Source organism: Mesorhizobium sp. DxT (assembly GCF_058448885.1).
In genome coordinates, this window is the sequence record NZ_JBZFLJ010000012.1 from 108,867 (window position 1) to 120,588 (window position 11,722).

At 63.8% G+C, this 11,722-nt stretch carries 10 protein-coding genes; 4 read left to right on the top strand and 6 right to left on the bottom strand.

The features are described 5' to 3' along the window. Nucleotides 1-283: 283 nt before the first annotated feature. The 6 genes from ACVJNE_RS20655 to ACVJNE_RS20680 all read right to left on the bottom strand — a co-directional run bounded on the left by ACVJNE_RS20655 (nt 284) and on the right by ACVJNE_RS20680 (nt 6,638). Complete coding sequence (locus ACVJNE_RS20655) at nt 284-1,018, bottom strand: FadR/GntR family transcriptional regulator (RefSeq protein WP_499568648.1); 735 nt, start codon at nt 1,016-1,018, stop codon at nt 284-286. 6 nt (nt 1,019-1,024) lie between these two features. Further along, nucleotides 1,025-2,005 (bottom strand): galactofuranose ABC transporter, permease protein YjfF, encoded by a 981-nt coding sequence (yjfF, locus tag ACVJNE_RS20660; RefSeq protein WP_368805163.1) that lies wholly within the window; start codon nt 2,003-2,005, stop codon nt 1,025-1,027. After that, on the bottom strand, nt 2,002-2,991 hold the full coding sequence (locus ACVJNE_RS20665) for an ABC transporter permease (RefSeq protein ID WP_499568649.1): 990 nt from the start codon (nt 2,989-2,991) through the stop codon (nt 2,002-2,004). Before ACVJNE_RS20665 ends, yjfF begins: the two co-directional genes overlap by 4 nt. After that, complete coding sequence (gene ytfR / locus ACVJNE_RS20670; protein WP_499568651.1) at nt 2,988-4,532, bottom strand: galactofuranose ABC transporter, ATP-binding protein YtfR; 1,545 nt, start codon at nt 4,530-4,532, stop codon at nt 2,988-2,990. The genes ACVJNE_RS20665 and ytfR overlap by 4 nt, the downstream gene beginning before the upstream one ends. Nucleotides 4,533-4,604: 72 nt before the next feature. Then, nucleotides 4,605-5,561 (bottom strand): galactofuranose ABC transporter, galactofuranose-binding protein YtfQ, encoded by a 957-nt coding sequence (ytfQ, locus tag ACVJNE_RS20675; RefSeq protein WP_499568652.1) that lies wholly within the window; start codon nt 5,559-5,561, stop codon nt 4,605-4,607. Nucleotides 5,562-5,645: 84 nt separating this feature from the next. After that, on the bottom strand, nt 5,646-6,638 hold the full coding sequence (locus ACVJNE_RS20680; RefSeq protein ID WP_499568654.1) for a LysR substrate-binding domain-containing protein: 993 nt from the start codon (nt 6,636-6,638) through the stop codon (nt 5,646-5,648). A gap of 173 nt (nt 6,639-6,811) precedes the next feature. Between ACVJNE_RS20680 and chvE the strand changes: the two genes are divergently transcribed. From chvE to araD1, 4 genes are all read left to right on the top strand, one after another. Then, nucleotides 6,812-7,882 (top strand): multiple monosaccharide ABC transporter substrate-binding protein, encoded by a 1,071-nt coding sequence (gene chvE, locus ACVJNE_RS20685; RefSeq protein WP_499568656.1) that lies wholly within the window; start codon nt 6,812-6,814, stop codon nt 7,880-7,882. 79 nt (nt 7,883-7,961) lie between these two features. After that, nucleotides 7,962-9,491 carry a multiple monosaccharide ABC transporter ATP-binding protein gene (gene mmsA / locus ACVJNE_RS20690; protein ID WP_499568658.1) on the top strand — a complete coding sequence of 510 codons (1,530 nt, stop codon included), beginning with the start codon at nt 7,962-7,964 and terminating at the stop codon, nt 9,489-9,491. 4 nt (nt 9,492-9,495) lie between these two features. Beyond that, nucleotides 9,496-10,698: a multiple monosaccharide ABC transporter permease gene (gene mmsB / locus ACVJNE_RS20695; protein WP_499568659.1), complete on the top strand. Its 1,203-nt coding sequence runs from the start codon at nt 9,496-9,498 to the stop codon at nt 10,696-10,698. A gap of 10 nt (nt 10,699-10,708) precedes the next feature. Continuing rightward, a complete protein-coding gene (gene araD1 / locus ACVJNE_RS20700; RefSeq protein ID WP_499568661.1) occupies nt 10,709-11,713 on the top strand; it encodes an AraD1 family protein in 1,005 nt (334 codons plus the stop codon). The last annotated feature ends 9 nt before the right edge of the window (nt 11,714-11,722 follow it).

Consider the following 11,722-nt stretch of genomic DNA (forward strand, 5'->3'; position numbering starts at 1 on the left):
GCGAGACGGGGTCTCGGGTATATAGGCCCAATTGTCTTTCAAAGAGGCCATAGTCGCCTCGTCCGAGTTCCGGTCGAAGGCGACGCATCCTACTGCCGCGGCGGGATGTTCTCGCGGAAGATGACTTCCATGCTGAGGGGGGACTGGCGCGCCTCGCCGTTCGGCTTCACGAACAGCCGATCTTTTCGCAGACGCTTAGCAATTAGACGACAGTGACCACCCACACGGCCCGGTTGTCTACTCCGGAGGGTTCATCAAGGTTTGCCGCGATGACGCCCTTCCATCAACGTCGGGGTGACAGCGCTCCGGTAATACGGTCGCGACCCACGACGATGACCGTGTTCATAGCTTCAGCAGCGTCTTCCGGATTCCGGGCCGCGATCGCATCCACGATGCGGCGGTGGGCAAGCGCGGTGTCCTGCTGGCGTTCGGGCTCGCCGAACGGCGAACTCAATCGGAAGCTCGTGGCCAATGCCGCCTCGATCAGGGCGCCGAGGGAGTACATGAAGGGGTTTCCCGAGGCACCCAGCAGGGCCATGTGGAAGTCCAGATCGGCGAGCGCGAAACTCTCCATGGAATTCGCCGTCTCCATTGCCTCGACCTGCGCGTAGAGCGACCTGACGTCCTCGCGGGACGCCCGCTCTGATGCAAGGCGGGTGGCGAATGGTTCGAAGGACAGCCGCATTTCGGAAAGATGTTCTAGGAAGCGCGTATCGGTGGCGCTCTCCAGGTGCCAGGCGAGAACGTCCGCGTCGAACAGGTTCCAGTTGTTGCGGCCGGTGACGCGGGTGCCGATTCTGGTCTTCGGGACGACCATGCCCTTTGCCGCCAGTGTCTTCATGGCCTCCCGCAAGACCGTACGCGACACCTTGAAACGCTGCGCGAGTTCTATGTCGCCGGGCAGGATGGTCCCGCTGACGAAGGTGCCGCCGACAATTGCGCGGCCCAGCTCGTCGACGACCCGCGAATGGCTGTTGCGCGGTGCGCTTCCTGAAATCGCGGATTTCAACACGTCCATTTCCTTTCAGCCGGATGCATGCCCGGCGCCTCGTCTTCGGTCGCCCAGCCAGACGAGTGCCCGCTGCAGCGCGATGAAGACGAGCAGGAGCACACCGATCGCGATCTTGGTCCACCAGCTTGAAAGGGTGCCGTCGAAGACGATGTAGGTCTGGATCAGCCCCATGATGAGGATTCCGACCAGCGTACCGCCGACGAACCCGCTGCCCCCCGACAGCAATGTTCCACCGATCACCACCGCCGCGATCGCGTCCAGCTCGACGCCCACGGTCGCCAGCGAGTAGCCGGCCGATGTATAGATGGCAAAGACAATTCCCGAAAGGCCCGCCAGAAAGCCGGAGAGGGCGTAGACGGCAATCGTGGTCCGCGCCACCGGCACGCCCATGAGACGGGCCGTGTGCGTGCCGCCGCCCAGCGCGTACACGTTCAGCCCGAAGCGGGTGCGGTGGGCTATGACCATGCCTGCCACGAAAACCACCAGCATCAATATTCCGATGAAAGTCAGCCGCCCGCCGCCCGGTACCACCCAGCGCAGGCGCTGAAGGGAACTCATGACCTCGTTGTCGATCGGCACGCTGTCGATCGAAAGCACATAGGCCATGCCGCGCGCCAGGAACATGCCGGCTAGCGTCACGATGAAGGGCGGCATCTCCAGATAGTGCACGGTGGCCCCCATCGCGGCACCAAAGAGCGTGGTGATCGCAAGCAGCATCGCGAAGACCGCGAAGACCGGCATGCCGGTGTCGCGCAGAAGCACGGCGATGAAGACGCCCGAAAAGGCGATTACCGACCCGACCGACAGGTCGATTCCTCCCGACAGGATGACAAATGTCATGCCGACCGCGGCAATGCCGATGAAAGCGTTGTCCGTCAGCAGATTGCCGATGACCCGCGTCGACAGGATCATCGGATATTGCGAATAGCAGACGGCATAGGCGGCGATGAAAATGGCGATCGTGGCCAGAAGAGGCAGGAGGCGTTCGTTCATCCGTCGCGTCTCCAGGGTTTCAGATAGAGCAGGGCGACGCGCGCCGCCGGCGACTGCACGACGAGTATGGCCAGTATGATCGCCGCCTTGATTACGAGATTGAACTCGGGCGGGAAGCCGGAGAGCAGTATGCCGGTGTTGATCGACTGGATGATCATGGCGCCGATAAGCGATGCGACCAGCGAAAACCGCCCTCCAAGCAGCGATGTGCCGCCTATGACGACCGCAAGGATCGCGTCGAGTTCCAGCCACAGGCCGGCATTGTTGGCGTCCGCGCCGCGAATGTCGGCTGCCACGATCATGCCCGCGATCGCGGCGCAGAGACCGGAGGTCATGTAGACCGTGACAATCAGCACCTTGGCGTTGACCCCGGCAAGGCGGCTCGCACGCTGATTGATACCAACCGCCTCGATGAGCAAGCCGAGCGCGCTGCGCCTGACGATGGCCGTCACGAGCAAACCCATCGCGAGCCAGATCAGCACAGGGGTGGGCAGGCCAAGCACTGTACCGGAACCGAGGAAGATCAGCCCCGGATGGTTGAAGGTGAGGATCGTGCCTTCGGTGATGAGCTGGGCTATGCCGCGCCCCGCGACCATCAGGATCAGTGTCGCCACGATCGGCTGTATCTTGAGCACGGCAACCAGCATGCCGTTCCACAGGCCGCAAGCGAGCCCCGCCGACAGGCTGAGCGCCAATGCGGAGGGCAGGCCATGGCCTTGGTCGACGGCCCATGCTGCCACTGCGCCGCAGATGGCCATCACGGCGCCGACCGACAGGTCGATGCCGCCCGTGGCGATTACCAGCGTCATGCCGATGGCCAGCAACGCGACAGGCGCGCCGCGATTGAGGATATCGATCGGGCTGCCGTACAAGCGGCCATTGGCGAAAGACACGTCGAAGAAGCCGGGAAACACGACCGCAATGAGGAGCAGCACCGTGGCGAAGGTGGCGAGTTGCGGCAGAAGGCGGCGGGCAAGGGCCATCATGTCGTCTCGTCCTTGCCATGGTCCGGCTGGTCGCCGGCAATCGCCTCGACGATGCGTTCGGCCGTGATCTCGTCGCCGATCAGCTCGGCGACATGGACCCTGTCGCGCACGACCACCACCCGGTGGCTGTAAATCACGAGCTCTTCCAGTTCCGAGGAAATCACGAGAAGCGACATGCCGGCTTCGCACAATTCCTCGATCAGCCGGATGATCTCCGCGTGCGCGCCGACATCGATACCGCGGGTGGGTTCGTCGAGAATGAGGAAATCGGGATTGGTTGCAAGCCAGCGCGCAAGAAGCACCTTCTGCTGGTTGCCGCCCGAGAGCTGACCGACCGGCTTTTCGGCATCGGACGTGCGAATGTCGAGACGGCGGATGAAGTCGTCCGCCATCGCCTTTTGCCGGTGCGAGGGGATCGGCCTCGACCAGCCGAGCCGCGCCTGCAGCGCGAGCGTGATGTTCTCGCGCACCGAGAGCTCGCCAATGATCCCGTCGGACTTGCGATCCTCCGGCAGGAAGCCGAAGCCTGCGGCGATCGCGGCGCGGGTCGAGGTGATGCGGATGGGTTTGTCGTCCTTGAAGGCCTCGCCGGTGTCGGCGGGCTTTGCGCCGAAGATCACTTCCGCCGTCTCCGTGCGGCCCGAACCCAGCAGGCCAGCCATGCCGATGACCTCGCCGCGATGCAGCGACAGGTCGAAAGGCTCGATCTGGCCGCGACGGCCGAAATGCGAGAAGGCAATGCGAGGCCCGTCCGATGTCGCGACGGGGGGCTTACCGGTCTTTCGTGTCTCCTCAGATAGGTCGCGACCCAGCATCATGTTGACGAGTTCGACCCTGTCGACTGAAGCGGTGTCCCTGCAGCCTATAAGCCGGCCGTTGCGCAGGACGGTCAGCCGGTCGCTGATGCGGAAGACCTGATCGAGGAAATGGGAGATGAAGACGATGCCCAGTCCCCGTTCCTTCAGGCGTCGTATCGTGGCAAACAGCACGTCGACCTCGTGCTGGTCGAGGCTTGCCGTCGGCTCGTCGAGGATCAGCACCTTGCCGGACAGGTCGACGGCACGCGCGATCGCCACGATCTGCTGGATGGCGACGGAATAGCCGGCCAGTATGCGAGTCACGTCTATGTGGAGATCGTATTCGGCCAGAAGCTCCTGCGCCTGCCGGTTTCGCCGTGCCGATTGCACGAAACCGAACCGGCGCGGCTCGTGGCCAAGAAAGAGGTTTTCGGCAACGGACAGGTTCGGCAGGAGATTGACCTCCTGGTACACCGTGCCGATGCCGAGACGCTGGGCGTCCAGCGTGTTACGCGGATGGATCGATCGCCCTTCGAGCCGGACGTCGCCGCCGTCGCGCAGATAGGCGCCGGTCAGGCACTTGATGAGCGTAGACTTGCCGGCTCCGTTTTCACCCAGGAGCGCGTGAACCTCGCCACGCCGAAGCGAGAAGTCGACCCGCTCCAGCGCCCTGGTGCCGGGAAAGGTCTTGGACAGGGCAGAGGCGTGCAGAAGCGGCTCGGGGCCGTGCGTCGGCTCAGGCATGGATCATCTTAGCGGGACAACGCCGACAAGTCAGGCCGGCAGCGGATGCCGCCGGCCCTGGTTGTGGCGGGCTCAGTAGCCGAGATCTTTCTTCTGCTCATAGATCGCCTGCGGGTCGTCCGCCTGCGTGTAGAGCTTCGACTCGGTCTGGATGAAATCCGGCGGTACGGTGCCGTCGTTCCAGAAGGCAGCCAGCGCGTCGAAGGCGGGGCCGGCCATGTTGGGCGTCAGCTCCACCGTGGCGTTGGCCTCACCGGCCGCCATCGCCTGGAAGATATCGGGCACAGCGTCGATGGACACGACCTTGATGTCTTCGCCAGGCTTCAGGCCCGCTTCCTTGATGGCCTGGATCGCGCCGACGGCCATGTCGTCATTGTGCGCGTAGAGCGCGCAGATCGACCCCTGTGCCTCGGCCTTGAGGAAGCTTTCCATGACCTCCTTGCCCTTGGCGCGGGTGAAATCGCCGGTCTGGCTGCGCACGATCTTGATGTTGTCGTGGCCGGCGATGCCTTCCTCGAAGCCCTTCTTGCGATCGATGGCGGGCGACGAGCCGGTCGTGCCCTGAAGCTCGACGACGTTGCAGTCGGCATCGCCGACCTCGCCAACGAGCCATTCGCCCGCGACCCTGCCTTCATGGACGAGGTCCGAGCCGACGGCAGTGAGGTACAGATCCTTGCTGGAATCGACCATGCGGTCGAGCAGCACTACGGGGATCTCGGCCTCCTTGGCTTCTTCCAGGACGTCATCCCAGCCCGTTGCCACGACCGGCGCCAGCAGGATCGCGTCGACGCCCTGGGCGATGAAGGACCGAACGGCCCTGATCTGGTTCTCCTGCTTCTGCTGGGCGTCGGCGAATTTCAGGTCGATGCCGCGCTCTTCCGCTTCCATGCGCGTCAACGTCGTTTCCGCAGCGCGCCAGCCCGATTCCGAACCGATCTGCGAGAAGCCGACCGTCTGGGCAAGCGCCGCAGACGACATCAGGCATGCGGACGCGAGCAGGCTCGCGCCGAGAGTCAATTTCCGGATCATGTGTCTCCTCCACAAGATGGGGCTGTTTGAGGCCCACGATCCAAAAAAAATCATATTATATTACTTTTGTAAACACGATTCCCCTCAGGCGCCGCCGGCCGACTGAAGCCGGCGTGCGCGCTCGCAGATGAAAGACCACAGCGTGTCGGAGGCCGGTGAGAGCGGCTTGTTCGACGATCGCAGCACCGAATAGGACGACACGGCGAGCTCCTCCGCGACGGGCAGCGCGCAGAGCTTGGCGCCCAGCCCCTCGGGCCCGGCAAAGAAATCGATGGCTGCGCGGGCGAGCGGTGCGATGGCATTGGATTGCGATATGATGGCCAGCGTCATCAGCGTGGAGGATGTGCTGACGATGCGCTCCGGCAATTGCAGCCGGCGTTCGAGCAGATACGTCTCGACCGCGTGACGCAGCAGGCTGCCGACCGGTTGCAGCACCCAGTCATAGGCGATGCAGGCCTCGATCGAGGCGCGGCCGGGACGCATCAGAGGGTGCCCGTCGCGCACGACCAGGCTGACCGGCTCAGGGCCGATCGGCTCGGCTGCAAAGTGGCTGTGGTCGAGCTCCTGGGGGATGCGGCCGACATAGAAGTCGAGCTTTCGGGCCAGAAGAAGCTCGGCCAGCTTGTCGCTGGTGTCGACCGAGACGTCGATGGTGATGCCCGGGTGGGTGACGCGTGCCTGCCGCAGCACGGGAAGGACGAGTTCGAGTGCCGGGCCCGTGACCGAACCGATGGACACCGTGCCGCGAACCCCGGAGGCCATCTCGCCGATCTCGCGGTCGGCGTGGTCGAGATCGTCCAGCACCTTGCGTGCCCACTGCACCAGCGCCAGACCCGCCTGCGTCAGTACGATGCCGCGCGCGTGCCGCTGGTAGAGCGGGGCCTCGACGATCTGCTCCAATTCGGCGAGCAGTCGGGACGCCGCCGGCTGCGACAGAGCAAGCTGGCCGGCCGCCGCGCTGACCTGGTTGGTCTCCCCGAGCTTGGCGACGAGACGCAGGTGGTTGAATTTCAGTCCTCGCCGCACGAGCCTGTCCGGACTCGTCGCGTCACGTACCGGCGTTCGGCGCCAATCCATCCTCATCCTCCCTGGATATGCCGATTCAAGCATATCAAAGCGATCGATCTGAATTTGACGGTTATATCAACAGAACCCTATCGCTTGTAGGCCGATGAAACGATCGGGAGGAAAAGCTGCGGCCGGCGGAAAGTCGGCGGAGCTGGCATCATCTGAATCGGGAGGATTCACCCATGCATTTCTTGAAGGCCGCCCTGGCGGTCACGGCTCTGTCTGCGAGCTTGATAAGCGCCCCCGCACTTGCCCAGGACAAGGGTTTCGTCGGCATCGCCATGCCGACGCAATCGTCCGCACGCTGGATTTCCGACGGAAACTCCATGGTCGAGCAGTTCAAGGAGGCCGGCTACGAGACCGACCTTCAGTACGCCGAGGACGACATTCCCAACCAGCTCGCCCAGATCGAGAACATGATCACCAAGGGCGTCAACGTGCTGGTCATCGCGGCCATCGACGGCACGACGTTGTCCAACGCGCTTGCCAACGCCGATGCGGCCGGCATCAGCGTCATCGCTTACGATCGCCTTATCCGCGACAGCGAGCACGTCGACTATTACGCCACCTTCGACAACTTCAAGGTGGGCGTGCAGCAGGCCAACACGCTGGTCGAAGGGCTGAAGGAGCGCTTTGCCGACGTGAAGCCCTGGAACGTGGAGCTGTTCGGCGGTTCGCCGGACGACAACAATGCCTACTTCTTCTATGACGGCGCGATGTCGGTGCTTCAGCCGATGATCGATGCGGGCGATATCGTCATCAAGTCCGAGCAGAGCGGGATGCAGACCGTCGGCACGCTGCGCTGGGACGGGTCCGTGGCGCAGGCGCGGATGGATAACCTGCTCTCCGCCAATTACACGGACGACCGTGTGCACGGCGTGCTTTCGCCCTATGACGGCCTGTCCATCGGCATCATCTCCTCGCTGCGCGGCGTCGGCTACGGCACCGGCGACATGAAGATGCCGATCGTCACCGGGCAGGACGCCGAGGTTCCGTCGGTCAAGGCGATCCTGCGGGGCGACCAGTATTCGACCATCTTCAAGGACACGCGCGAGCTTGCCCGCGTCACGGTCGGCATGGTCGAGGCGGTTCTCAACGATGGCGAGCCCGAGATAAACGACACCGAAACCTACGACAACGGGGTCAAGGTGGTGCCGTCCTACCTGCTCGAGCCCATGCCGGTGACCGAAGCCAACTGGCGCGAGGTGCTGGTCGACAGCGGCTATTACGAGGCCTCGCAGATCGAGGACTGAGCCAAGGGCAATCGCATCGAGGATCGGGTCCGCAGTGCCGGGCCCGATCCTGCGGCGCGGCGATGATGCGGCATACGCGATGAGCGACACCATTCTGGAAATGCGCAACATCACGAAGGCCTTTCCCGGCGTGAAGGCACTCGATGATGTAAGCTTCAAGGTCCGCCGCGGGGAGATCCACGCGCTCGTCGGCGAAAACGGCGCCGGCAAATCGACGCTGATGAAGGTGCTTTCGGGCGTCTATCCGCACGGTGAGTATGAAGGCGACATCGTTTATGACGGCGAGGTCAAGCGCTTCTCGGGCATCGCCGGAAGCGAGCGCGACGGCATCATCATCATCCATCAGGAACTGGCGCTGGTGCCGCTGCTTTCCATTGCCGAGAACATCTTTCTCGGTAACGAATGCGCGCGCGCCGGGGTGATCGACTGGCGCGAGACCAACCGGCGCGCGGGCGAGCTGCTGGCCCGCGTCGGTCTGCAGGAAAGACCCGAGACGAAGGTGATGCATCTTGGCCTGGGCAAGCAGCAGCTTGTCGAGATCGCCAAGGCGCTGTCGAAGGAAGTGCGCCTGCTCATTCTCGACGAGCCGACGTCGTCGCTCAACGAGAAGGACAGCGACGCGCTTCTGGCGCTGCTGAAACAGTTCCGTGAGCGCGGCATTTCCTCGATCCTGATTTCGCACAAGCTGAACGAGGTATCGAAGGTCGCCGATTCCATCACCGTCCTGCGTGACGGGATGGCCGTCTCGACGCATGACTGCGCGGCCGGCCCCGTGCCGGAGGACCGCGTCATCCGCGACATGGTGGGCCGTCCTCTTTCCGACCGGTATCCCCCGCGAGACCCGCGGATCGGCGAGACGGTCATGGAGGTGCGCGGGTGGAGCGTGCACCACCCGATCGACCGCAGCCGCAAGGTGGTTGACGATGTTTCGCTGGTGCTTCGTAAGGGCGAGGTGCTGGGCATCGCCGGCCTCATGGGCGCAGGCCGCACCGAACTCGCCATGAGCCTGTTCGGCCAGTCATATGGCAGCGGCATTGTCGGCGAGGCGCTTATCCACGGGCGCAAGGCGGACCTGTCCACCGTTCCCCGCGCGATCGCCGCCGGCCTTGCCTATGTCACCGAGGATCGTAAGAGCTACGGTCTCGTCCTGGACCAGACCATCCGCCGCAACGTGCCGCTCGCCAACCTCGGCGCCATCGCGGTCAACGGCGTTGTCGACAAGCATCGCGAGGGCGAAGTCGCGGAGGACTACCGCAGGCGCATCAACATCAAGAGCCCGTCGATCGAACAGCAGACGGTCAATCTTTCGGGCGGCAACCAGCAGAAGGTCGTTCTGGCCAAATGGTTGTTCGCCGATTCCGACATCCTGATCCTCGACGAGCCGACGCGGGGCATCGATGTCGGCGCCAAGTTCGAGATCTACACCATCATCCGCGACCTGGCGGCGAGCGGAAAGTCGATCATCGTCATCTCCTCGGAAATGCCCGAGCTGCTCGGCATCACCGATCGCCTCTACGTCATGAGCAAGGGCCGCTTCGTGGGCGAATTGCCTTCAAATGAAGCGACCCAGGAAAAGATCATGTCCTTGATCGTCAAGTCAGGTGGATAGAACCATGGACCAGACAGCCAATCGCGAGGAGATAGCCCATTCGCAGCCACAGGGTCGCGCCGGCTTCCTTCGTAGCCACATGCGCGAATACGGCATACTCATCGCGCTCGTGGCGATCATGGCGTTCTTCCAGTTCGCCACCGGCGGTATCCTGCTGCGACCGGTCAACCTGACCAATCTGATCCTCCAGAACAGCTACATCGTCATCATGGCGGTTGGGATGCTGCTGGTCATCGTATCAGGCCACATCGATCTGTCGGTCGGCTCGGTGCTGGGCTTCGTGGGCGCGCTCGCCGCCGTGATGATCGTGCAATGGGACATGAATTTCGTGGTCGCGGCGATCCTGTGCCTGGCCGTAGGGGCTGGGATCGGCGCCGCGCAGGGCTTCTGGATCGCATATTACCGGATACCATCCTTCATCGTGACGCTGGCCGGCATGCTTGTCTTCAAGGGCCTGACGCTGTGGCTGCTGGCCGGCCAGTCGGTCGGCCCGTTCCCGCAAGCCTTCCAGCGCATCGCCTCGGGGTTCGTGCCGGACTTTCTGGGCGGTACGGACATCAACCTGTTCTCGCTGGTGATCGGCGTGGCGGTTGCCTGCCTGCTGGTCTATCTGGCGCTGCGCGCGCGCCGGCAGGAGCAGAAGCGCGGCATCGAAAGCGAGCCGCTGACCGCATTCACCATCAAGAACGCGCTGATATTCGCGGCACTTGCCTATATGAGCTGGCTGATGGCCTCGTTCCGCGGCCTGCCCAACGTCTTCATCGTGATGGCGCTGCTGATCGCCGTCTATTCCTTCGTCGCCAACCGAACCACGGTCGGCAGGCGCATCTACGCCACAGGCGGCAACGAGAAGGCTGCGAAGCTGTCGGGCATCCGCACCGAACGGCTGGTGTTCCTGACCTTCGCGAATATGGGGATGCTGGCCGCGCTTGCCGGCCTTGTCTTTGCCGCGCGGCTCAATACGGCGACGCCCAAGGCCGGTCTCGGCTTCGAGCTGGACGTGATCGCGGCCGTCTTCATCGGCGGCGCGTCGATGTCGGGCGGCGTCGGCACCATCGTGGGCGCGGTGATCGGCGCCTTCATCATGGGGGTCATGAACAACGGGATGTCGATCCTCGGCATCGGCATCGACTACCAGCAGGTCATCAAGGGCCTGGTGCTGCTCGCTGCCGTGATCTTCGACGTCTACAACAAGAACAGGTCGTAAGGAGCGATCCATGCATTTGTCGCAAATCAGCAGGCCGGACGGCTCCGTGGCGGTGGTCTCCCGCGAGGGGACCGAGGCCTACGAGGTGCGCGGCGCCGAAAGCGTCTATCAGCTCGCGCGCGACTGCGCCGCATCCGGCGTCGACATGGCGACGAGGATCGCAAGCCTCGGCCTCGGACCCGCCGTCGACCTCGAAGACGCCTACGAAACGGGACGGTTGCTGGCTCCCATTCATCATCCCGATCCGGCCCATCTGCACCTGACCGGCACGGGCCTTACCCATCTGGGTTCGGCAGCCACGCGCGACGCCATGCACCAGAACGCGAACGCGCAGGAGGAGGAAAAGCTCACCGACTCCATGAAGATGTTCAAGATGGGGCTCGAAGACGGAAAGCCCGCCAATGAGGGCCCGGGCGTGCAGCCGGAATGGTTCTACAAGGGCAACGGCGCCAATGTCGTCGCGCCGGGTGCCTCGCTGCTTTCTCCCGTCTTTGCAGAAGACGGCGGCGAGGAGCCGGAGATTGCCGGCATCTACGTCATCGATGCAAACGGCGTTCCGCGCCGCGTCGGCTTTGCGCTTGCCAACGAGTTCTCCGACCATGTGATGGAGCGGCGGAACTATCTCTATCTGGCTCACTCGAAGCTCAGGCCGGCCTCGTTCGGTCCGGAAATCCGCATCGGCGCGCTGCCGGCGGACGTGCGCGGCGCCTCCCGCATCCGGCGCGGCGGTGCCACCATTTTCGACAAGCCGTTCCTGTCCGGCGAGGCGAACATGTCCCACAGCATCGCCAATCTGGAGCACCATCATTTCAAGTACGACCTGTTCCGGCAGCCGGGCGACGTGCATGTCCACATGTTCGGCACGGCAACACTGTCCTTTGCCGACGGCGTGCGCACCGAGCCCGGCGACGAGTTCGAAATCGAAGCCGAAGGATTCGGCCTCCCGCTCCGCAACCGCCTGACGATCGACGGCAGCATGGTGCGCACCGGGCGGGTCAGCGTGCATGCTCTCTAGCGACGGCGG

Bases quoted from the DNA above. Each gene is read 5' to 3' on its own strand.
- ACVJNE_RS20655 (WP_499568648.1), bottom strand. From the start codon at position 1,018: ATGGACGTGTTGAAATCCGCGATTTCAGGAAGCGCACCGCGCAACAGC.
- yjfF (WP_368805163.1), bottom strand. From the start codon at position 2,005: ATGAACGAACGCCTCCTGCCTCTTCTGGCCACGATCGCCATTTTCATC.
- ACVJNE_RS20665 (WP_499568649.1), bottom strand. From the start codon at position 2,991: ATGATGGCCCTTGCCCGCCGCCTTCTGCCGCAACTCGCCACCTTCGCC.
- ytfR (WP_499568651.1), bottom strand. From the start codon at position 4,532: ATGCCTGAGCCGACGCACGGCCCCGAGCCGCTTCTGCACGCCTCTGCC.
- ytfQ (WP_499568652.1), bottom strand. From the start codon at position 5,561: ATGATCCGGAAATTGACTCTCGGCGCGAGCCTGCTCGCGTCCGCATGC.
- ACVJNE_RS20680 (WP_499568654.1), bottom strand. From the start codon at position 6,638: ATGGATTGGCGCCGAACGCCGGTACGTGACGCGACGAGTCCGGACAGG.
- chvE (WP_499568656.1), top strand. From the start codon at position 6,812: ATGCATTTCTTGAAGGCCGCCCTGGCGGTCACGGCTCTGTCTGCGAGC.
- mmsA (WP_499568658.1), top strand. From the start codon at position 7,962: ATGAGCGACACCATTCTGGAAATGCGCAACATCACGAAGGCCTTTCCC.
- mmsB (WP_499568659.1), top strand. From the start codon at position 9,496: ATGGACCAGACAGCCAATCGCGAGGAGATAGCCCATTCGCAGCCACAG.
- araD1 (WP_499568661.1), top strand. From the start codon at position 10,709: ATGCATTTGTCGCAAATCAGCAGGCCGGACGGCTCCGTGGCGGTGGTC.